At 73.9% G+C, this 21,048-nt stretch carries 22 protein-coding genes; 11 read left to right on the top strand and 11 right to left on the bottom strand.

Annotated elements, in window-relative coordinates; genetic code table 11:
• Position 1: 1 nt before the first annotated feature.
• Entirely contained in the window at positions 2–889 is an 888-nt protein-coding gene (locus tag IE308_RS28385) for a MurR/RpiR family transcriptional regulator (RefSeq protein WP_268256496.1), read from the bottom strand.
• Positions 890–945: 56 nt separating this feature from the next.
• On the opposite strand from IE308_RS28385, the gene IE308_RS28380 reads away from it, so the two are divergent.
• A complete protein-coding gene (locus IE308_RS28380; RefSeq protein WP_110628865.1) occupies positions 946–1,338 on the top strand; it encodes a DUF8819 family protein in 393 nt (130 codons plus the stop codon).
• Positions 1,335–1,598: a DUF4031 domain-containing protein gene (locus IE308_RS28375; RefSeq protein ID WP_190220100.1), complete on the top strand. Its 264-nt coding sequence runs from the start codon at positions 1,335–1,337 to the stop codon at positions 1,596–1,598. The genes IE308_RS28380 and IE308_RS28375 overlap by 4 nt, the downstream gene beginning before the upstream one ends.
• Positions 1,599–1,604: 6 nt before the next feature.
• Here the strand turns inward: IE308_RS28375 and IE308_RS28370 are convergent, their stop codons facing one another.
• Positions 1,605–2,726 (bottom strand): GNAT family N-acetyltransferase, encoded by a 1,122-nt coding sequence (locus IE308_RS28370; protein ID WP_190220099.1) that lies wholly within the window; start codon positions 2,724–2,726, stop codon positions 1,605–1,607.
• Positions 2,727–2,736: 10 nt separating this feature from the next.
• Positions 2,737–3,408, bottom strand: a complete 672-nt coding sequence (locus tag IE308_RS28365; RefSeq protein ID WP_190220098.1) for an HD domain-containing protein — start codon at positions 3,406–3,408, stop codon at positions 2,737–2,739.
• Positions 3,409–3,466: 58 nt separating this feature from the next.
• Between IE308_RS28365 and IE308_RS28360 the strand changes: the two genes are divergently transcribed.
• Both IE308_RS28360 and IE308_RS28355 read left to right on the top strand, forming a co-directional pair.
• The gene (locus IE308_RS28360; RefSeq protein WP_190220097.1) at positions 3,467–4,138 is read left to right on the top strand and encodes a maleylpyruvate isomerase family mycothiol-dependent enzyme; all 672 of its coding nucleotides are present in this window, start codon (positions 3,467–3,469) and stop codon (positions 4,136–4,138) included.
• A 106-nt stretch (positions 4,139–4,244) separates the two neighbouring features.
• Entirely contained in the window at positions 4,245–4,946 is a 702-nt protein-coding gene (locus tag IE308_RS28355) for a copper homeostasis protein CutC (protein WP_190220096.1), read from the top strand.
• A gap of 466 nt (positions 4,947–5,412) precedes the next feature.
• Here the strand turns inward: IE308_RS28355 and IE308_RS28350 are convergent, their stop codons facing one another.
• Entirely contained in the window at positions 5,413–7,464 is a 2,052-nt protein-coding gene (locus tag IE308_RS28350; RefSeq protein ID WP_190220095.1) for a HelD family protein, read from the bottom strand.
• 284 nt (positions 7,465–7,748) lie between these two features.
• Between IE308_RS28350 and IE308_RS28345 the strand changes: the two genes are divergently transcribed.
• Positions 7,749–7,973 (top strand): hypothetical protein, encoded by a 225-nt coding sequence (locus IE308_RS28345; RefSeq protein ID WP_190220094.1) that lies wholly within the window; start codon positions 7,749–7,751, stop codon positions 7,971–7,973.
• 48 nt (positions 7,974–8,021) lie between these two features.
• Complete coding sequence (locus IE308_RS28340; RefSeq protein WP_190220093.1) at positions 8,022–8,414, top strand: hypothetical protein; 393 nt, start codon at positions 8,022–8,024, stop codon at positions 8,412–8,414.
• A 40-nt stretch (positions 8,415–8,454) separates the two neighbouring features.
• Here the strand turns inward: IE308_RS28340 and IE308_RS28335 are convergent, their stop codons facing one another.
• Both IE308_RS28335 and IE308_RS28330 read right to left on the bottom strand, forming a co-directional pair.
• Positions 8,455–10,098 (bottom strand): DNA repair helicase XPB, encoded by a 1,644-nt coding sequence (locus tag IE308_RS28335; RefSeq protein WP_110628855.1) that lies wholly within the window; start codon positions 10,096–10,098, stop codon positions 8,455–8,457.
• A gap of 56 nt (positions 10,099–10,154) precedes the next feature.
• Positions 10,155–12,680 (bottom strand): helicase-associated domain-containing protein, encoded by a 2,526-nt coding sequence (locus IE308_RS28330; RefSeq protein ID WP_190220092.1) that lies wholly within the window; start codon positions 12,678–12,680, stop codon positions 10,155–10,157.
• Between the two features lie 74 nt (positions 12,681–12,754).
• Between IE308_RS28330 and IE308_RS28325 the strand changes: the two genes are divergently transcribed.
• The 3 genes from IE308_RS28325 (at position 12,755) to IE308_RS28315 (ending at position 15,192) form a co-directional block, all read left to right on the top strand.
• Complete coding sequence (locus IE308_RS28325) at positions 12,755–13,765, top strand: hypothetical protein (protein ID WP_190220091.1); 1,011 nt, start codon at positions 12,755–12,757, stop codon at positions 13,763–13,765.
• Between the two features lie 112 nt (positions 13,766–13,877).
• Positions 13,878–14,534: a Uma2 family endonuclease gene (locus tag IE308_RS28320; RefSeq protein ID WP_190220090.1), complete on the top strand. Its 657-nt coding sequence runs from the start codon at positions 13,878–13,880 to the stop codon at positions 14,532–14,534.
• Positions 14,535–14,565: 31 nt separating this feature from the next.
• Positions 14,566–15,192, top strand: coding sequence for an HAD family hydrolase (locus IE308_RS28315; RefSeq protein WP_190220089.1), 627 nt, complete (start codon positions 14,566–14,568; stop codon positions 15,190–15,192).
• Here IE308_RS28315 and IE308_RS28310 read toward each other — a convergent pair.
• Positions 15,177–15,437, bottom strand: coding sequence for a hypothetical protein (locus tag IE308_RS28310; protein WP_110628850.1), 261 nt, complete (start codon positions 15,435–15,437; stop codon positions 15,177–15,179). The genes IE308_RS28315 and IE308_RS28310 overlap by 16 nt on opposite strands.
• 151 nt (positions 15,438–15,588) lie before the next feature.
• Between IE308_RS28310 and IE308_RS37375 the strand changes: the two genes are divergently transcribed.
• The gene (locus tag IE308_RS37375) at positions 15,589–15,972 is read left to right on the top strand and encodes a cold-shock protein (RefSeq protein ID WP_110628849.1); all 384 of its coding nucleotides are present in this window, start codon (positions 15,589–15,591) and stop codon (positions 15,970–15,972) included.
• 32 nt (positions 15,973–16,004) lie between these two features.
• Here IE308_RS37375 and IE308_RS28300 read toward each other — a convergent pair whose 3' ends face one another.
• The 4 genes from IE308_RS28300 to IE308_RS28285 all read right to left on the bottom strand — a co-directional run bounded on the left by IE308_RS28300 (position 16,005) and on the right by IE308_RS28285 (position 19,564).
• Positions 16,005–16,865: a 1,4-dihydroxy-6-naphtoate synthase gene (locus IE308_RS28300; protein ID WP_190220088.1), complete on the bottom strand. Its 861-nt coding sequence runs from the start codon at positions 16,863–16,865 to the stop codon at positions 16,005–16,007.
• Complete coding sequence (locus tag IE308_RS28295) at positions 16,852–17,526, bottom strand: futalosine hydrolase (RefSeq protein ID WP_190220087.1); 675 nt, start codon at positions 17,524–17,526, stop codon at positions 16,852–16,854. The genes IE308_RS28300 and IE308_RS28295 overlap by 14 nt, the downstream gene beginning before the upstream one ends.
• 14 nt (positions 17,527–17,540) lie before the next feature.
• Positions 17,541–18,017 carry a DUF2771 domain-containing protein gene (locus IE308_RS28290; RefSeq protein WP_110628846.1) on the bottom strand — a complete coding sequence of 159 codons (477 nt, stop codon included), beginning with the start codon at positions 18,015–18,017 and terminating at the stop codon, positions 17,541–17,543.
• Positions 18,018–18,121: 104 nt separating this feature from the next.
• Positions 18,122–19,564, bottom strand: a complete 1,443-nt coding sequence (locus tag IE308_RS28285; RefSeq protein WP_110628845.1) for an MFS transporter — start codon at positions 19,562–19,564, stop codon at positions 18,122–18,124.
• Positions 19,565–19,866: 302 nt separating this feature from the next.
• On the opposite strand from IE308_RS28285, the gene IE308_RS28280 reads away from it, so the two are divergent.
• Positions 19,867–20,790: a DUF3027 domain-containing protein gene (locus IE308_RS28280; RefSeq protein ID WP_190220086.1), complete on the top strand. Its 924-nt coding sequence runs from the start codon at positions 19,867–19,869 to the stop codon at positions 20,788–20,790.
• Positions 20,791–21,048: the final 258 nt, after the last annotated feature.

Raw genomic sequence — 21,048 nt, 5'->3', positions numbered from 1 at the left:
GTTACTTCCGGTGCCGGTGCGCCAGTGCCTCGTACGACGCCGCCAGCGCCGGGGCGGCCGTGTCGTACGTCCGTTGCGCGACCCCGACGAACAGGCAGTCCACCACCAGCAGTTGACTGGTGCGGGACGACATCGCCGCGGGCCGCAGCTCGCTCTCCCGGGAGGTGGACGTCGTCAGCACGTGGTCGGCGTACTGGGTGACGGGGCTGTCCGGCCGCCCGGTGATGGCGACCGTCGTAGCGCCGTGCTCGAAGGCGACCCGCAGCGGTTCGATGACGTCGCCGGTGGAGCCGGAGTGGGTGATGGCGATCGCCACGTCCCCCGACCGGAGTTGCACGGCGTTGGTGACGGCGAGGTGCGGATCGCTGTGCGCGTGCGCTATCAGCCCTATGCGCAGCAGCTTCTGCGTGAGGTCCTGCGCGACGAGCCCGGACGCGCCGACGCCGTAGACGTCGATACGGCGGGCCGTGGCGGCCGCGGCGACGGCGGCGCCGAGCTGCGCGGTGTCCAGGCCGGCCGCGGTGTCGGCGAGCGTCTGCTGCTCCTCGTAGGCGAGTTTGGCGACGACGTCGGCGATGGGGTCGTCCACCGCGATGTCGGTGGTGATGGCGGGCGCCCGCCCGGACTGCTGCTGGGCGGCGAGCCCGGCGAGGGCCAGCCGCAGATCGCGGTAGCCGGGGTAGCCGAGGAGGCGGGCGGTGCGGACCACCGTCGCCTCGCTGGTGCCGGTGAGTTCGGCGAGGCCGGTGACCGTGAGGGCGGCGCAGCCGGCCGGGTCGCCGGCGACGGCCTCGGCGACGCGCTGCATGGAGCGGGTCATCGAGGGGGCGAGCGTGCGCACCTTGGCGGCGAGGGCACCCCCGAAAATTTCCTTCACATCCTGGGTCACCAGTGAAAGATATTTTCGGCTCGGGGTCGGGGTCAAGAGTGCGCACAATAGGGGGCATGGACGGCACGGACCCCATCAGCCCCCTGGAGCAGGCCCTGCACGCGGCGCGCGCCCTCGTCCTCGCGGACCTCGTCGCGCGCGAGGTCGCCGAGGCGGACGTCGTCTCGATGGTCGAGGAGTCCGTCGCGCAGCGGCGGTGGTGGGTCGAACAGTGGCCGGAGGGCGCCGGGTTCCTCGCCGGGCTGATCGCCCAGGACGTACAGGACTCCCTCCTGGAGCGGTACGGCCGCTGGCCGCTGTGCCCGGTGTGCGGCTCCGGCGACCCGCACGCCCTGGAGGTCGAACCGGAACTCGGCCCCGACCCGCACTGGGTGTGCCACAAGGCCGGCGTGAAGGTCGCGGCGATCGGCGGACTGGGCCGGGCGGCCGGCGGAACGCCCTCGTCGTGACGGTCTACATCGACCCGCCGAACTGGCCGGGACACGGCCGGTGGTGGTCCCACCTCGTCAGCGACACGTCGTACGACGAACTCCACCGGTTCGCCGAGCGCCTCGGCGTGCCCCGGCGGGCCTTCGAACGCGACCACTACGACCTGCCCTCCCACCGGTACTCCGACGCGGTGCGCGCGGGCGCGGTGGAGGTGAGCAGCCGGGAGGTGGTCCGGCTGCTGCACGGGGCGGGCCTGCGCCGCCGCAAGCGCGGCGCGTGACGCCCGTCAGACGCGCCGGACGTACAACTGCTGCGCGGCCTCCATGCCGTGCTGGTCCTGCGCGACGCGTTCCTCGTCCGTCGTCGCCCGGGTGTATCCGGCGCGGGTGACCACGCCCTGCGAGGCCGTGTTGTCGTGGTCGATCACCGCGAGCAGCATCTGTACGTCGTCGCGGGCCAGCGCCCAGTCGGACAGGGCGCGCAGTGCCTCGGTGGCGTAGCCGTGGCCGCGGGCGGAGGGGGCGAGGTCGTAGCCGACCTCGGCGCGCGCCTCGTCGTCCGGCGGACCGTGGAACCCGATGCCCCCCACGGCGAGCCCGTCCTCCTGGCGCACCATCACGAACATCCCCCACTCGGGACGCAGTACGCCCGCCTCGTACGCCTTGACCACCATGCCGGCGGCGTCCCGCGTGCCGTCGAAGGGCCCGTCCTCGACCCAGTCGAAGCCTCCGTCCCCGCCGACGGCGAGGTCACGGGCGGCGGCCGGGGTCACGCCGTACAGGGTGAGCGGCCCGGCGGGCAGGGCGGGGTTGTTGTACCAGTGCCACTTGGTGACCGGTTCGCGCTCGGGCAGCGCACCGCGCCCGGTGGCCCACAGCAGCGTCGGCCAGGCGGCCGGGCCGGGCCGCACGTGCGGGAAGATCCGGGTGAGGAGGTCCTCGACGAGCTGCGCGGGCGGCTCGTAGGACAGCCCCAGCCCCTCGGCGATGTCATGCGTGTGCAGCAGCACCTCCGCGATGCCCATCGCGGCGAAACCCTCCCGGTCCGCACTGCGGAAGGGATACGGGTGGAAGCCGCGGGCGTCCCGGGGCGCGGTACGGACGGCGGCGGCGAGCAGGGCACCGGTGGTCTCGATGACCTCCAGAAGCCCGGGGTTGTCGGCTGCGGGCCACCCGTCCTCATTGCCGTCGACGGTGATGTCGAAGGGCGCGTACCGATCCTGCACCCGCCCCGCCAACTGCCCCGCGTACCCCACGAGATCACTGGCGATGTGGGCCGCTGTGGTACGACAGCTCCACTCGACCCGCCCGGCCCGCACCGACGCCCAGTCCCGGTCGACCGCCGGCCGCAGCGCCGCGACACAGCTCGCGACGGCCTCTTCCACTTCGTCCCCGCCCCATGCACGCATGAGCGGCACCCTAGGCGGTCGGATCCGCCGCGGTCGACAGCATTTCCAGCTCGGCCGCGAGGTTGTACCGGGCGGTGGCCTCCCAGCGCTCCCGCCCGTACGGCGTACGGAACAGCCGCGGAAGCTCAAGCAGTTGACGCAGGATCGCGGCCCGCCCCGACCGGAAGGCGTCGTTGGGCACGAAGTGGTACTCCTCGCGGACGGCGGCGGTGTACGCGGCGTACGCGGACGGCGGCGCGGCGAGGACCGCGAGATCGGCGTCGCAGAGCACCTGCCCGTCGCGGTCGTCGTCGGACGGATCGTGCGTCTCGGTCAGCCGGACGAGCCGGGCGACCTCGGCGACGGCCCGCTCGGGGAGGCCGGCCTCGGCGAGGGCCCGCTCGGCGAGCCGGGCGGACCGCTCCTCGTTCTCGGACCGCTCCGGCAGATACACGGCGTCATGGAACCAGGCGGCGAGCCGCACCAGGTCCGGCGCGCCCGCGTACTCCTCCAGCGGCCCGTCGATGTGATCGAGGACGGCGGTGAGGTGGGCGAGCGTGTGATACCGCCGCTGCGGCTCCCGCCAGCGGGCGAGCAGATTGTCGGCGTAGGGCTCCGGGGCCGGAGCGGGGGCGTCTCCGCGCACCGCGACGAGGGCGCGGGTGAAGCGACTGCGGAGGGCGTCGAGATCGGGGTCGGCCATGGGGACATTCTTCCGCTGTTGCGCCGGGCGCGGGGGTGCGGCGCCTAGCGTGGGGGCCATGACTGACGTACGGGAACGGGATCCGGAACTGCCGGGACGGCTGCTGACCACGGAACGCGACGCGCTGGTCCCGCTGCTGCGACAGCGCGCCGACGACGACTACGCGCGGCCGGTGGAGGCGTGTCCGGGCTGGTCGGTACGGGATGTGCTGGCGCACTGCTCGGCCGCGCTGAAGCGGGTGGTGGAGGGCCGGTACGAGCCGGGCGTGTTCACGCCGGAGAACAACGCGAGGGACATCGCGGAACGGTCCGCCTGGAGCAACGCGCGGATCGTCGACGAGCTGGAGCGCGGCATGACGGAGGCGGGCCCGGTGATGGCCGGCTCGGACGGCCGGATGGACCTGATCGCGCTGGGCGAATGGGTCCACGCGGGAGACGTACGGGAGGCACTGGGCGAGCCGAACGCCTACGGCGGGCCGGGACTCCCGCACGCACTGACCCTCCTCGCGTGGGGAACGCAGACTCTTGGCCACATCCCACTTCAGGCGGACCTGGACGACGTGGACGAGCCGCTGCGGCTCGGCGGGGTCGGAGTGGACCAGCACCGGCACGTGGCGCGCTTCATCGGTGACTCGGCGACCCTCGTACGCCTCTACGCGGGCCGCCCGACGGCCGGGGCGGCGTACGAGCTGACCGGAGTGGAGCCTCGGGAGCTGAACATCTTCGGGTGACTGTGGCGTGCGCGGCGGCGGGCGTAGTCTTTCCCTTCGGGATTGGACTAGACCTGTATCCCTTTATCGGCTGTAGCCGCCGTCGACGACCGAGGAATGGGGTCCCATGAGCAAGCGTGCAGTCCTGGAGGTGATCGCCCTCGACCCCGAGGACGCGGTCGCCGCCCAGGCCGGAGGTGCGGACCGGCTGGAGCTGGTCACCGACATGGCCGCCGACGGGCTCACCCCGTCCGTGGCGACCTTCGCCGGGATCCGTGCCGCGGTCGACCTCGACCTGCGCGTGATGCTGCGGCTGGCGGACGGTTTCGCCGCGGGGGATGTCGCACGGCTGGTCGGGCTCGCGGGGGAGCTGCGCGCCGCGGGGGCGCAGGAGTTCGTGCTGGGCTTCCTGTCGGCGGACGGCAGTGTGGACCTGGGGACCGTCGAGCGCGTGCTGTCCGCCCTGGACGGGTGCAGCTGGACCTTCCACCGGGCGATCGACCGCGCCGCGGACCGCGACGCGCTGCGCAAGGCGCTGGACGGGATGCCGGGGCTGGACACCTACCTCACGGCGGGTGCGGCGGGAGGCGTCGACGCCGGGCTCCCCACGCTGCTGGCGGAGGCGCGGCGGCAGGGGGAACCGGGGTACGAGCAGCACATCCTGGTCGGCGGCGGCCTCCGCCTGGACCACGTACCGCGGCTCCTGGACGCGGGCATCTCCGGTTTCCACATCGGCGGCGCGGCTCGGCCGGGGGGCTGGGAGGGGCCGGTGTCTGTGGAGGCGGTGGCGGAGTGGAGGTCGGTACTGGACGCTGGCGCGGACGGCTGACCGGGTTGCCGTGCGCTGCGGTGGGCCGGGGGTGGGCGGCGCAGCCCGGCGCTAACGGGTGCCGCTGCGCCCACCCGTGCCGCCCCAGCGGCACGACTGCCCGCAGCTGAGTCGCGAGGCGGCGCCGGCTACCCGCTACCCCAGCGGGGCGGCCTGCCGCAGTCACGGTGGCCGGTAGACGCGTACGGCGGGCAGGGGACGTGTCGGGGGGTGTCCGCCCGCAGCGGGCGGCGGAAAGTGGCGGTGCGGATTTGACCGACGCAGCGGCGCACCGAGGACGGATACCCCCCGGCGCGGCCCCGACCCACCCACCAGCGGATGGCGCTACATCAGCCACCCACTGCCCCGCGCGGGCCGCCGCAGGCATTCAGGGGCGCGGGGAACTGCGCGAGCAACCACCCACCCACCCGCACAGGCCGCCGCAGGCACCCGCACAGGCCCCCGCAGGCACCCGCACCCCACCACGTCACGTCAACTGCCCCGGCAACCCCGCCCCATGCGTCACGATCAACCCAGACACCGCACGCGTCAGCGCGACGTACAGCCGCCGCAACCCCGTCCGCTCGTCCGGTTCCCCGTCCACGACCGCCTGCGGTTCGTCCAGGACGACGTAGTCGTACTCCAGACCCTTCGCCAGCGACGCCGGCACCAGCGTCAGCCGGGTCTCCCGCGTCGTCTCCTCACCGGGGGAGAGGTACCCGATCCCCGCCGCGTCCAGCGCCTCCGCCAGCGCGGCGATACGCGCGTCCGCCGCGATCAGACCCGTCGAGCCCTCGTTCCGCAGCAGCTCCTCGCACGCGGCCACGACATCCCCCGCCCCCACCACCGCCCGCACCTCGAAGAACCCGGGGTTCTCCCGGACCGACGCCACCGGCGTCAGCCCCGGCGCGATGTGCGGCAGCAGCCGCGAGGCGTAGGCGATGACGTCCGTCGGCACACGGAAACCGGCCGTCAGCTCCTCGACCACCGCGTCCGGCTTGCCGAGATGGGCCAGCGCCTCCTCCCAGCTCCTCGTCGCCCACGGCGTCGTCCCCTGCGCCAGGTCGCCGAGGACCGTCGCGGAACCGGTCGTACAGCGCCGCCCCACCGCCCGGTACTGCATCGGCGACAGGTCCTGCGCCTCGTCCAGCACCACGTGCCCGAGGGAGGACGTGCGCTGCACGAGGTCCGTCACCTCGTCGATGAGCACGGCGTCCGCCGCCGACCACTTCGCCGACTTCACGCTCCGGACGGGCTTCGCCCACAGGATCGTCTTCTGCTCCTCCGCGTCGAGGATCCCCTCCGCGTGCTCGGCGAGGAAATCCGCGTCGGTGAGCAGCCGCAGGACCAGCTTGGCCGGCTCGACGGCCGGCCAGACCGCCTTCACGGCCGCCTTCACCGCGCTGTTGCGGGCGACGGCGTCCTGCACACGGTCGTCCGGCGCCTCTCCGGCCCGCTCCATCTGCACCAGCACGGCGTGCGCGATGCGCTGCGGCAGGGCCTCGCGGGCGGCGCCGTACCGGATGTCCCGGTCCAGCAACTCCCGGACGATCTCCTCCAGTTCGTACGCGGGGACCCGCCACCGCCGCGAGCCGCGCACCACGACGACCGGCTCGGTGGGCATGGTCACGTGCGCGTACAGGGCCCGCCGCAGCACCTCGGCCATGCGGGCGTCGCCCTTGACGAGCGCGGCGGGCGCGTCGTCCGTGCCGCGCACCTCGACATGGGCCACGAGATCGTCGACCGTCGCCTGCTGCACCGCCAACTCGCCCAGCGCGGGCAGCACTTGCTCGATGTAGTGGAGGAAGGACCGGTTCGGCCCGATCACCAGCGTGCCGGTGCGGGCCAGCCGCTCCCGGTGGGCGTACAGCAGGTACGCCACCCGGTGCAGGCCGACGGCGGTCTTTCCGGTGCCGGGGCCGCCCTGCACGCACACCGTGCCGCCCAGCCCCGACCGTACGATCTCGTCCTGCTCCGGCTGGATGGTCGCGACGATGTCCCGCATCGGGCCGACACGCGGCCGCTCGATCTCCTGCTGGAGCAGCTTGCTGGTGCGGGCCGCCTCCGCCGGGTCGGACAGGTGCTCGTCCTCGTACGCCGTGAGGTCGCCGCCGGTGTAGCCGAAGCGGCGGCGCAGCCCGATGTCCATCGGGTCCTTCTTGGACGCCCGGTAGAACGGCTGCGAGACCGGCGCCCGCCAGTCGATCACCATGGGGTCCCCGTCGGCGTCGTGCACATGCCGCCGCCCGATGTAGAACCGCTCGCCCTCCGCGCCCTCCGCCCGGTCGGCGCCGGGTGCGTGGAGGTAGTCGAGCCGGCCGAAGAACAGCGGGGTGTCGCTGAGGTCGGCCAGGGCCTTGATGCGCTCGTCGATCTGGCGGGAGAGCACCTCGGCGTTGACCCAGTTCGCGGTGACGTCGCGGATGTCGAGCGACTCGACGTCCTCGCGCATCGCGCGCAGCGCGGCCCGTGACTCGGCGAGGTGGGCGCGCTCCCGCGCCAGGGGGTCGTCGGTGGGCTGGGACACGGGCGTGGACAAGGCGGTGCCTCCGGAAAACCTGCGGGGGTGACTCCTGGACGAGTGGGCGGGCCGCCCGGTTTCCGACCGGACGACAGCACTCCGGCGAAGGGAGGCGGGCAAGAGCGGAGATTGTAGGCGACCGCGCATTCCCACCGCGAACGCTTTTCCCGACCCCCGAGGCACAACCGCGAACCCCCGGCCCGGCCCGACCCGGCCCCTAGGGGACGCCCCACCCCGCCCTAAGGGACACAGCATCCCCCAGACCGATGCGCATCTTATGTCCGCAATCGCACCATGGAGGTATGAGCACAGCGACCCTTTACCCAGCCACCGGCCCCACCCGCCCCCACGGCGCCTCGCCGGTCACCGGCAGCCACCGCCACCTCCTCGGCGACACCCTCCGCGCCGTCCGTGTCTACGCCCGTGCCGCCTTCGACGTGGTCGTCCTCGGCGAGTACGGCGAGGAGACGGTCGTACGCCGCAGGGGACGTCCGGAGGAGATGAGTATGAGCACCGGCGACGGATGAGTACCCGGGCCGGTGCGCCGGGCCGGCCGGCGCGGCTTCACTGGCCCCATGAGCACACCGCACCTCCCGCACTTCGCCGCACCGCCGCCCGCGTTCCCGCCGCCCACCGCCGACCGCGACCGCCTGGCCTGGATCGCGCCCACCGTCGCGACCCTGCTCCTGCTCGTCCTCGGCCCGGCCGCGCTGCTCTTCGGCGGACTGTCCGCGATGGCCACCGACAGCTGCGGCCCCGACGACTGCTCACAGGCGCTGGAGACCGCGCTGTCCCTGATCTACGGCACGCTGTTCTTCGGCAGCTTCCTCACCTTCGGCACCTGGCTCACGTCCTGGGTGCTGCCCTGGACCCGCCGCTGGTCGGCCCTGCGCGCCTGGCTGGCCGTGGCCTCCCTGCTGCCGCCGGTGTTCGTCCTGCTCCTGGTGTTCACACTGCCGCAGGGGTGACCGGGAACCGAGCCGACCGAAGGCGGCCGGCGTCGGCCCCTCAGCTCTCCGCCAGCAACTCGTCCGCGTCCATGATCCGGTACGCGTACCCCTGCTCCGCCAGGAACCGCTGCCGGTGCGCCGCGAAGTCCTGGTCGATCGTGTCGCGGGCGACCACCGAGTAGAAGTGCGCCTGGTGCCCGTCGGCCTTGGGCCGCAGCACCCGGCCCAGCCGCTGGGCCTCCTCCTGCCGGGAGCCGAACGTGCCCGAGACCTGGATGGCGACCGTGGCCTCGGGCAGGTCGATGGAGAAGTTCGCGACCTTGGACACCACCAGGACGCTGATCTCGCCCTCCCGGAACGCGTCGAACAGCTTCTCCCGCTGCGCGTTCGACGTCTCGCCCTTGATGACGGGCGCGCCCAGGTGCTCGCCCAGCTCGTCGAGCTGGTCGATGTACTGCCCGATGACGAGGATCTGCTGCCCGGCGAAGCGCCGGACGATCGCCTCGGTCACCTTCCGCTTGGTGTCCGTCGTCGCGCAGAACCGGTACTTCTCCTCCGCCTCGGCCGTCGCGTACGCCAGCCGCTCGGAGTCGGTCAGGTTCACCCGGACCTCGACGCAGTCCGCGGGCGCGATGTACCCCTGCGCCTCGATCTCCTTCCACGGCGCGTCGAACCGCTTCGGGCCGATCAGCGAGAACACGTCCGACTCGCGGCCGTCCTCCCGCACCAGCGTCGCGGTCAGGCCGAGCCGCCGCCGCGCCTGGAGGTCCGCGGTGAACTTGAACACGGGCGCCGGCAGCAGGTGCACCTCGTCGTAGACGATCAGACCCCAGTCCCGGGAGTCGAACAGCTCCAGGTGCGGGTAGACACCCTTCCGCCGGGTCGTCAGCACCTGGTACGTCGCGATGGTGACCGGCCGGATCTCCTTGCGCGTGCCGCTGTACTCGCCGATCTCGTCCTCGGTCAGCGACGTCCGCTTCACCAGCTCGTGCTTCCACTGCCGCGCGGAGACGGTGTTGGTGACGAGGATCAGCGTGGTCGATTTGGCCTGGGACATCGCCCCGGCCCCGACCAGCGTCTTGCCGGCGCCGCAGGGCAGGACGACGACGCCGGAGCCGCCGTGCCAGAAGTTCTCCACGGCCTGCTTCTGGTAGGGCCGCAGCGCCCAGCCGTCCTCGGCCAGCTCGATCGGGTGCGCCTCACCGTCGACGTACCCGGCGAGGTCCTCGGCCGGCCAGCCCAGCTTCAGCAGCGTCTGCTTGATCTGCCCGCGCTCGGAGGGGTGCACGACGACGGTGTCGGGGTCGATGCGGGCGCCGACCAGCGGGGCGATCCGCTTGGAGCGCAGCACCTCCTCAAGGACCGGCCGGTCCGTGGAGGTCAGCACCAGCCCGTGCGCCGGGTGCTTGACCAGCGACAGCCGCCCGTAGCGGTCCATCGTCTCGGCGATGTCGACGAGCAGCGCGTGCGGCACCGGGTAGCGGCTGTACTGCACCAGCGCGTCCACGACCTGCTCGGCGTCGTGCCCGGCGGCCCGCGCGTTCCACAGGCCGAGCGGCGTCACCCGGTAGGTGTGGATGTGCTCGGGCGCCCGCTCCAGCTCCGCGAACGGCGCGATGGCCCGACGGCACTCGTCGGCCTGCTCGTGGTCGACCTCCAGGAGGAGGGTCTTGTCGGACTGGACGATCAGCGGTCCGTTCACGCGCGGCACACACCTTTCCACAACGGCCCAAACGTCCAGTGTGCCGCACCCGGGCGTCAGTCGTCCGCGAGCTCCGCCACTCCCGTGATCCGGTGCAGCGGGAAGGTGCGGACCTCGTCCGCGGTGTGGTCGTACGCCGTGACGAAGCCACCCTCCACCCGGACCGGCGCGATGACGCGCTGGCTGGCGGCGCCCTCGGCGTTGACGAAGCCGATCCACACCGCCTCGCCGGTCAGCACGGCGGCCTGCATGGTGGCGAGGGTCTCGGCGGCCGAGGTGCGCGGCAGCTCGCCCGGCGCGAGCGGGGTGTCGTCGGTGGGCTTGCGCGGGGTGGTGGAGGCCAGGTCGCCCGCCCGGATCGCGCGGATCGCCGCCGACAGCAGTGCCGCGTCCGGCATCGGCGGGCCGTCCGGCACCGGCTCCGGCGGGGTGCGTGGCGGGGTGCGGTGGGCGTCGGGGCGGGCGATCAGCACATCGCCCTCGGCGGACTCCGCGGCCGGCGCGAAGCCCATCGCCCGCAGGCCCTCCAGGAGCGTCGCCGGGTCGCTCTGCGCGGCCAGGACCGTCGGCGCGAGGCGGCGCAGCCGCAGCCCGGCGGACCGCTTGTCGGCGAGGATCTCGTTGAGCAGGGCGTCGTCGTCGCAGCGCACGTACGCGGAGGCGGCGCCGACCCGCAGATGGCCGTGGCGGCGGGCCACGTCGTCGATCAGGTACGCCAGCGGCTGCGGCACCGGCGTGCGCGAGTGCGCCGCGAGGAAGGCGTGCAGGTCGGCGGCGGTGCGCCCGGCGTCCAGGGCACGCCGTACGGAGGCGGGCGTGAAGCGGTAGACGGTCGCGCCGCCCTTGGACTCGACGTCGGCGAGGACGCCGAGCGTGTCCGCGAGGGGGCGTTGCAGCGGGCCCGGCGCGACGGCCGTCAGGTCGGCCTGGAGCAGCACGTGGTCCAGCGGTTCCGGCAACAGCGGCGCCAGCAGCCGCGCGGCGGCGGCCGAGGCGGCGGCCTGCTCGGCGGGGGACAGGGGCGCGGCGGGGGCGGGCCGGCGGTGGTGGTGGACGGGCAGCTTGTCGCCGGGGCCGGAGGGCTCCTCCGCGCGCGGGGTGTGGTCCGGCGCGGGCAGCCCGAGCAGCGCCCGGCCGTGGGCCGCCAGCGCGCCCCGCCCGGTCACGCCCAGCAACTCCGCCTCGTCCAGCGTCCAGCGGGCGAGCCGGGTGCGCAGGTCGTCCTCCCGGCGCTGCGGCCGCTCCCACTGAAGCCGCGCCAGCACCGACTCCGGGTCCGGCGCGGCGCCCTCGGGCAGCGCGGCGAGCAGCGTCAGCACCCGGTGCCGTACCTCCGGCGCCGCGGACCGGTCCAGGCCCGGGCCCAGCGCCGACAGCGCGCGCTCCTTGGCGTCCCGCCCGCCGACCAGCCCCGCCGTGCGGGTCGCCGCCAGCCACGCCTCCGCGAGCCGCACCCACCGCTCCTGCGCGGGCAGGGTCAGCCACTCGTCGTAGGCCGGGGTGGCGGCGTACCGTTCGTCGGCCTCGCCGTCGGAGGCCAGCAGCCCGGCCGCGTACGCCAGCTCCACCCAGAACGCGGCCACCGGCTCCGGCACGTCCAGCGCGACCGCGGTCCGCTTCAGGTCGCGCACGCTGAGCCCGCCGGCCCGCAGCACGGCGGGGCCGCCCTCGTGCCAGTCCTTCAGCAGCTCCTCCACCGTGGCCAGTGCGGTCAGCGCCTGCCCGGCGGCGGTGGCGTCCACCACCTGGGGACGGTGGACCTTCACGGCCTCGACGGCGGGCGGCAGCGGCTCGGGCTCCCGGTGCGCGCGGCCCTGCCGCAGATGCAGCGCCACCTCCCGGGGCAGCACGACCGTGCCGGGCGCGGTCGGCAGCAGCAGCCCGCGGTCCAGCAGCCAGCGCAGATGCGCCGCCGGGTCGGCCGTGACCTGCCCGTACGGCGGTCCCCACACCAGCCGCGCCAGCACCTGCCGGGACTCCTCCGGCGCGCCGGCGAGCAGGGCCGCCATGCGCTTGCGGTCGCCGAACAGCGCGGTGAGCGCGGTGACCGCGGACACCGAGTCGTGGGTGGAGGCCAGCCCCGCGGTGGTCACGATCTCCTGGATGCGCCCGGGCGACATGCCCGCGGTCGCCTCCTGCACGGTCGGGCCGAGCCCGGTCGGCGAGGGGTGCTGCGGGGACGGGGCGAGCAGTTCGCGCGCGGTGCGCACCAGCCGCAGCCGGTCGTCGCCGCCCCACACCAGCGCCTGCTCGCGCAGCACGCCGAGCGCGTGCGGCAGCGCGGCGGCGACCGCCGGGTCCCGCTCGTCCCCGGCCATCAGCCCGAGCAGTTCCTCGTACGACGCCGGGTCGGCGGCCACCGCCAGCGCCTGCGCGGTCTGCAGCGCGAACCGGTCCAGCCGCTCCAGCGCGCGCACGACGCTCGCCCGGGTCCCGGCACGCGTCGCGAGCTGGGTGAGGTCGGTCGGCACGGGGGTGATGAGGTCGGGGCGGCTGCGCAGGAGGGCGGCCAGGGAGGCGTCGTCGCGCGCGCGGAGCGCTTCGGCGAGCGAGCGGGGGGCCGGCGTGTCCTCGGGGCTCATCCGACCCACGGTAGCGGGTGGGTGCGACAGCGCGGCCGTGCCCGGGGCGGGGGGCCGCGCGATAGCTTCTTCCCGTGGGGATCGAGAGCGACAAGGTCGTCTACGAGTACCTGAGCCGCGTCGGTGACGTGGCGCAGCAACAACAGCTGCCGTCGGCCGCCCGGATGCGGCTCGTGTCGCAGCTGAGGGACGAGATCGACCGGCGCCGGGCCCGGGCGGTCGTCGACAGCCCGGCGGCCGTGCGCCGCATCCTGGACCGCCTCGGCAGCCCCGACGACGTGGTCACGGCCGCCGTCGACGGCGGCACGCCGGCCCCGCAGCCACCGGCGGCGGCGGTACCGGTGCAGCGGGACACCGACCAGGACGCGCGGGACGAACGGAAGGCACCCCGCGCGAAGCGGCGGCGCGTGCCCCGCCCGCGGCCCGCCGATTCCCCCGAGAACGCCCCCGCGCCCGAGGTCCCCGCCCCGCCGCACCTGGCCAGCGCCCAGGAGCTGGGCCGCAGCGCCGTACAGCCCGACTGGTGGCGGGTGCAGCCGGGACCGTTCGGGGACGCCGGCACGGACGAGGTGCCCGGGTTCGTGGGCGGGGTGGAGATCCCGGACCTGCTGAAGCCACCGCGGAAGGAACCGGCGGAGAAGGAGACCGAGCCCGCCGGGACCCCGGACGAGGAGCCCGAGACGGACGCCGAACCGGCCTCCGACGGGAAGCCCGGCGTGATCGAGCGGGTCCGCCCCCGCTCCCTGCCCCGCTGGAGCAACCCCCTGCTGCTGCTCGCCGCCGCCTGCCTGGTCGCCGGAGCGGTGCTAGGCAACCTGGTCGCGCTGGCGGCGGGCTGGCTGATCGCCTGGGCCTCACGCCGCCTGACCGACGCGGAGACCAAGTGGGCGGTCGTCATCCTCCCGGGCCTGTCCCTGACCGCCGGGGTGGTGTGGCTGTGGGGCCGTACCGCGGGCCGCTGGGGCGAGCCGATCGCCGAGGGCCACATGAGCGACGCGATCTCCGAGACCTGGCCGTGGGTCCTGCGCGGCGCGGCGCTGGCGTCGGCCCTGTTCCTGGTGTGGCGCTCGCAGCGGCAGCGGTAGTGCCGAGGCGCGGAAACGTAACAGCACACTCGTTCGGGTGATCCGCACCGGATTCGCCGGACGCGCTTCCCGCCTACCCTGGGAACGTCGCGTCGAGCGAGGGAGGTCTGTCATGGCGACGGCGGAGCCGATCATCATGCCGGGGTACCAGGGCGAGGCCATTCACGGCCCCTACGACGACCCGGACGGCGACAGCGACGCGGACAGCGGTGTGCCCGACTACTCGGGTGCGAGCGTGGAGCAGGCCTTCGAGCTCTTCAGTGCGGCGGCCCCCCGGGGCTGGCGCGTGGAGTTGATCGAAGGGGAGATCCACGTGACGCCACCGGCCAACGGGGAACACGAGGAGTTCGTGTCGGAACTCAGTCACCAGGTCGGTGAACGGCGCCACGACCGCTCGCTGCGCAACTACACCGGCATCGGCCTGGACGTCCCCGGTGCCTCCGGTACCGGTCATGTCGTCCCCGACCTGGTCGTCGCCCCCAAGGGCAGCTTCGACAGCAAGGACGAGTGGCACGACCCCGCCCCGGTTCTCCTCGTCGCCGAAGTGACCTCCGGCAGCACGGCCGAACGCGACCGCGACAAGAAGATCCACGGCTACGCCCGCGCCGGCATCCCCGTCTACCTGCTGATCGACCGGCAGGAGGGCGAGGTGAGGGTCTACTCCGAGCCGTCCGGCGACTCCTACGCGCACGGGCCGAAGCACAAGCTCGGGCAGACCGTGCCGCTGCCCGCCCCCCTCGGCTTCGAGCTGGACACCGCGGAGTTCTGACCGCGCCGGCCGGCCGGGGCCGCACGGCACAATGGCCGTCATGACGTCCCGCGCTCCGGTGGTCGGATTCGACCTCGACATGACCCTGATCGACTCCCGCCCCGGCATCCGGGCCGTGTACCAGCTGCTGTCGGAGCGGACCGGTACCTACATCGACGCCGATCTCGCCGTCACCCGGCTCGGGCCGCCGCTGGTGGAGGAGATGGCGAACTGGTTCCCGGCGGACCAGGTCGAGGCCATGGTGGACACCTACCGCGCGATGTACCCGGGGATAGCCGTCCCGGCCACCCTGCCCATGCCCGGCGCCCGCGCGGCCCTCGCGGCCGTGAAGGCCGCCGGCGGGCGGACGGTCGTGGTCACCGCCAAGTACGAGGCCAACGCCAAGCTGCACGTGGAACACCTCGGCCTGGACGCCGACGTGGTCGTCGGCGACCTGTGGGCCGAGCAGAAGGCGGAGGCGCTGCGCGAGTACGGCGCCGACGTGTACGTCGGCGACCACGTCGGGGACGTCCGCGGCGCCCGCACGGCCGGAGCGCTGTCGGTGGCCGTGGCCAGCGGGCCGTGCGCGCCCGAGGAGCTGGCCGAGGCCGGCGCGGACGTGGTCCTCGCGTCGCTCGACGCGTTCCCGGGGTGGCTTTCGGCCTACCTCGACGCCTGAGCGGCCGCCCGCGCCTGCCGCCGCCCCGCCGCGGCCGAACGCAGCACGCCCGCACCGGCGAGCACGAATCCGACGGCCATGAGCATGCTCAGCCCGAACATGTACGTCGGAAAAGGCGTCGTTCCGAGCAGCAGCGGAGCCACGGTGACCAGAGTGGCCAGGGCGCCGAGGAAGAAGACGATCGCACCGGCACGGATCAGCCGGTCACCGGGTTCGGCGGAATTCATTCGAGTTTCGTCACGCACCCGACCAGGGTAGTTCCCAGCGCGAAGGAACAACCGGGCGACGTCTTGTCACCCGCCCGGAGACCATTAGCCTTGGTACCGGCGGGTCATGGTCGACCCGCCAGGGTTGTTATTGAGCATTTTTCCGACGAGTACGAGGACGAGGACAGACGTGCCCACCGGCAAGGTCAAGTGGTTCAACAGCGAGAAGGGCTTCGGCTTTCTCTCCCGTGACGACGGCGGTGACGTCTTCGTCCATTCCTCGGTCCTCCCCGCCGGAGTCGAGACCCTGAAGCCGGGCCAGCGCGTGGAGTTCGGCGTCGTCGCCGGACAGCGCGGCGACCAGGCCCTGTCGGTGATCCTGCTGGACCCGACCCCTTCGGTGGCGGCCGCGCAGCGCAAGAAGCCGGACGAGCTGGCCTCCATCGTGCAGGACCTGACGACCCTGCTGGAGAACGTCACGCAGACCCTGGAGCGCGGCCGTTACCCCGAGAAGACCGCCGGCAAGAAGGTCGCCGGCCTGCTCCGCGCGGTCGCCGACCAGCTCGACGTCTGAACCGACACCCAGCGACAGGACCGGGACAGGACCTACGGGAATTCCAGCGCGTCCGGGCCGAGGGGCGGCACCAGCCCCTCGGCCGCCGCACGGGTGAGCAGCCCGCGCACGGCCGCGTAGCCGTCCTCGCCCAGCCCGGCGGTGAACTCGTTGACGTACAGCCCGATGTGCTGGTCGGCGACGGCCGGGTCCATCTCCTGGGCGTGCTCCATGACATACGGCCGGGAGACCTCCGGCTCGTCCCACGCCATCCGCACGGACGTACGGATCGACTCGGCGAGCACCTTCAGCGTGTCCGCGCCCAGCGACCGCCGCGCGATGATCGCGCCCAGCGGGATCGGCAGCCCGGTCGTCCGCTCCCAGTGCTCGCCCATGTCGGCCAGCTTGTGCAGGCCGTAGCTCTGGTACGTGAACCGGGCCTCGTGGATGACCAGTCCGGCGTCCACCTTGCCGTCCCGCACGGCCGGCATGATCTCGTGGAACGGCATGACGACGATGTCACCGACCCCGCCGGGCACGGTGTCCGCCGCCCACAGCCGGAACAGCAGATACGCCGTCGACCGCTCGCTGGGCACGGCGACCGTACGCCCCGTCAGATCGAGACCGGCCTCGCGGCTGAGCACCAGCGGCCCGCAGCCCCGCCCCAGAGCCCCGCCGCACGGCAGCAGGGCGTACTCGCCGAGGACGTACGGCAGCACGGCGTACGACACCTTCAGCACGTCGAACTCGCCGCGCTCGGCCATGCCGTTGGTGAGGTCGATGTCGGCGAAGGTCACGTCCAGCGCGGGCGCGCCGGGGACCCGGCCGTGGGCGAGGGCGTCGAAGACGAACGTGTCGTTCGGGCAGGGCGAGTAGGCGATCCGCAGGGACCGCGCGGGCTCACTGGTCGTCATGGCTGTTCCAACTCTCCAGTACGGGTGCCAGCTTCCCGAAGCCCTCGGTGAGCGTGGCCAGCGCCTCCCCGATGCGCCAGGCGGCACGGTCGCGCGGGCCGACCGGGTTGGACACCGCGCGGATCTCCAGCACGGGCAGCCCGTGCAGGGCGGCGGCCTCGGCGACCCCGAAACCCTCCATGGCCTCGGCGAGGGCCCGCGGGTGGCGGGCGCGCAGCTCGGCCGCGCGGGCGGCGGTGCCGGTGACGGTCGTCACGGTCAGCACGGTCCCGGCCGGGGCGCCGGTGGCGGCCGCGGCCCGCCGCACCAGGGCCGCGGGTGGGCGGTGGGTGACGGTGCCGAAGCCCAGCTCGGTGACGGGCAGGAAGCCGTCCGGGGTCTCGGCGCCCAGATCGGCTGCGGTGATCTCGTCGGCGACGACGAGCGAGCCGAGGGGCGCCCCGGGCAGGAAGCCGCCGCCGATACCGGCGCTGACGACGAGCCCGTAGGGGGCGCCGTCGCGCTCGGCGGCGGTCAGGGCGGCGGCGGTGGCGGCGGCCGCGCGTGCCGGGCCCACGCCGGCGGCCAGCAGCCCCGGGGCGGCCGGGCCGCGCCCGGCGGGAAACGCCTGCGCCACCGCGTCCCGCTCGGCGGGAACGGCGGTGGCGACGAGGACACGCATCGGACGGACCCCGGTCAGTAGGCCTTCTTCAGCTTGAACGTCCAGACGCCCTTGGGAGCCTTCTCGCCCTCCTGGATGGAGATCGTGTTGGTCTCGCCACCGGTCTGGTACTGCTCGTTGAAGAACACGCTGCCCGGCACGGACCGGTAGGTGTTCTTGCTGAAGTCGGCGAACTGGCGGCCGTTGACCAGGATGGTCCAGCCGTTCTCGGCGATCTCGGGGTCGACGCCGATCCGGATCGCCTGGTCCTGGCCCAGGTCGATCGACTTCACGTCGGACTTGTCGGTGGCGCACTTCGTCAGCGTCTTGGCGTCCAGGGCCTTGCCGTCGTTGTAGCAGGCGGCCTCGGAGCTGACCGAGCCGCGGCCGATCGAGATCGTGGAAACCGGCGTCGGCTTGTCGCAGGCCGACAGGACGAGCAGTCCGGCGGAAACGGCGCCGGCGGCGGCGACGGCGCGGCGGCGTCGCACGACGGATTGCAGCATGGTCATGCCCGAAGGCTATCGGGCGGCCACCGCACACCGACCACGCGGGGGCCGACGTGCCCGGTTCGTTACGCCAGGCGGGCGTTTCCACCCCGGACGGCCGCGGACTCTCACGCCACTCGCGCCCGGGACGCGCCGCCGTGGCGGGCCGAGGCCAGCAGGCCCCGTACGGTCGTCAGCCAGCCGACCGCGACGATCGCCGCGGCCACCGACAGACCCACCGTGCCGTTCAGCGGCATCACGATGCCGATCGCCCCGCCGAACACCCACGCCATCTGCAGCAGCGTCTCCGAGCGGGCGAACGCCGATGTGCGCACCAGCTCCGGCACGTCCCGCTGGATCAGCGCGTCCAGCGACAGCTTGGCCAGCGCCTGCGCGAACCCGGCCACCGCCGCCAGGCACGCCACCAGCACCGCCCCGAAGAACACCGCCGCCACGACCGCCGCGCCCAGCACGACCGCCACCACCGTCACGATGATGATCTCCGGCGCCCGCGACCGCAGCCACGCGCCCACCGCCGTGCCCAGCGCGTTCCCGGCGCCCGCCGCGACCGCCACCATGCCCAGCGACACCGCCGCGCTCTGCCCCGTTATCGGGTGCTCGCGCAGCAGGAACGCCAGGAAGAAGATCAGGAAGCCGGTCAGGCAGCGGATCGCCGCGTTCGCGCCGAGCGCGTGCGTGACCGCCGGGCCGACCGTGCGCAGCCCCGGCCGCTTCACCGGCTTCAGATGCGGCCCGTGCAGATGCTGCTCGTCCGCCGCGAGCAGCGCGGTGTCCTCGCCCTTCGCGGAGTCCACCTTCGGCGGCAGCGAGAACGACAGAAACATCCCGGCGATGAAGATCACGAACGCGCCGTACAGCGGCCAGCGCGCCCCGATCGCCTGCAGCCCGCCCCCGATGGGCGCGGCCACCCCGGTGGCGAGCAGCCCGCCCAGCGTGACCCGCGAGTTCGCCTTGACCAGGGAGATCTTCGGCGGCAGCAGCCGTGGCACGACCGCGCTTCTGACCACGCCGTACGCCTTCGACGCCACCAGCACGCCGAGCGCCGCCGGATACAGCTCCAGACCGCCGGTGACCACCGCCCCCGACAGCACCAGCGCCAGCAGCGCCCGCGCCAGCATCGCGCCCGCCATCGCCGCCCGGCGGCCGTGCGGCAGCCGGTCCAGCAGCGGGCCGATCACCGGGGCCAGCACCGTGAACGGCGCCATCGTGATCGCCAGATACAGCGCGACCCGCCCGCGCGCCTCGTCCGTCGGCACCGAGAAGAACACCGTCGACGCCAGCGCGACGGTGATCATGACATCCCCGGCGCCGTTCACCCCGTGCAGCTCGATCAGCTGGCCGAGCCCCGACTCGCCTGCGCCGTGCGCGTGCGTCGCCTTGCGGATGCCGCGGGCCGGACCGGTCACCGGGAAGTGCAGGGCACGCCCGACCGAGCGGACGGACCCCCGGAACCGGCCCGAACCGCCGCCTCGGCTGCTCCCCTTGCTCGCCTTGCTTCCTTTGACCCCACCGATCCCGGTGGCACCTTCGGGGGACTTCGCGGCTGCCACCTCGTCATAGTGCCCCGAGATAGGTGGACGTAGTGCCGTTACGGCGCGTTTGCGGCCAAGCGGGTCGGGTGGGGGAGGGGGAAAGAACCGCCGCGAAGCGGCGAACGAAGACGTCGGTGTAGGCCCAGCGGCGGCGAACAGGTAGCGTGCGTATCTCGGCCATCCCGCAGAATGGATGGTGAGGTGCGCCCGAGCGCGAGCGTGCGCAGACGTCGAAGCGGTCCAGGTGTCCGCTCCGTCTTCCGCCCCGCCGCCGGAGGCACCCGCACCGGAAGACGGCGTACTGGAGAGAAGCGATACCTGTGAGCGCAGCGAGCACGCGAAGCCGCACCCCCGACCGCCTGTGCGCCGAGGCCGTCGACCTCGCCCGCGCTGCAGCCGAGGAGGCCGCCGCGCCCGGCGTCGTCGGCGAGCACGCCGGGCTGGTCTCCGAGGGCGACCGCGTGGTCACGCACTTCTTCGAGTGCAAGGAGCTGGGCTACCGCGGCTGGCGCTGGGCCGTCACCGTGGCCCGCGCCTCCCGCGCCAAGATCGTCACGCTCGACGAGGTCGTGCTGCTGCCCGGCCCCGACGCCGTCCTCGCGCCGGAGTGGGTGCCGTGGAGCGAGCGGCTGCGCCCCGGCGACATGGGCCCCGGCGACCTGCTGCCCACCGACGCCGAGGACCTGCGCCTGGAGCCCGGCTTCACCGGCGAGGAGGAGCCCCCGCCGAACTCGGCCGTCTCCGCCGACATGGCCGAGCTGGTCGAGGCGGAGGACGCCGAGGTCACCGAGGGCCCGCCCGCCGGCCTCGCCACCGCGCCGTCCCGCGGCTCGATCGCCGCGGTCGCGGAGGAGCTGGGCATGCGCCGGGCCCGGGTGCTGTCCCGGTACGGCCTGCATGTCGCCGCGGACCGCTGGGAAGAGGCGTTCGGCTCGAAGACCCCGATGGCCCAGGCCGCGCCCGCGGCGTGCGTGAGCTGCGGGTTCCTGGTGCCGATCGGTGGGTCGCTGGGACAGGCGTTCGGGGTGTGCGCCAACGAGTTCTCCCCGGCGGACGGGCGGGTCGTGTCCCTCGCGTACGGCTGCGGGGGGCACTCCGAGGCGGCGGTGATGCCGAAGCCGCCGCAGCCGGCTCCGCCGGTGATCGACGAGACGCGGGTCGACCCGTTCCCGCTGCGGCCGGCGCCGTCCGGGTCCGTACCGGAGACGACGGACGAGGAGTCGGCGGAACTGGGCCACTCGTAGGCTCCGCCGGGCTTCACAAGGGCCCTGGGGGCAGCGCCCCCGGACCCCCGAGGCCCTGGGGGCTCCGCCCCCAGCCCCCCGCCAGGGGCTCCGCCCCTGGACCCCGCCTATGCCCACCCACCACCCGTCTCGGTCGGCTGGAGGGTTGCCGCCCGGGGCATGCGCCTCGGCCGGCTGGAAGGCTGCCGCCCGGCCGGTGTGTCTCGGTCGGGTGGGGGGTGCCGCCCGGGGCGTGCGCCTCGGTCGGGTGGGGGGTTG

This window comes from Streptomyces griseosporeus, assembly GCF_014656055.1.
In the GTDB taxonomy this organism is placed as follows: domain Bacteria; phylum Actinomycetota; class Actinomycetes; order Streptomycetales; family Streptomycetaceae; genus Streptomyces; species Streptomyces griseosporeus.
The sequence above is the reverse complement of the archived record's forward strand: the minus strand, read 5'-3'. Positions and strand labels throughout refer to the sequence as shown.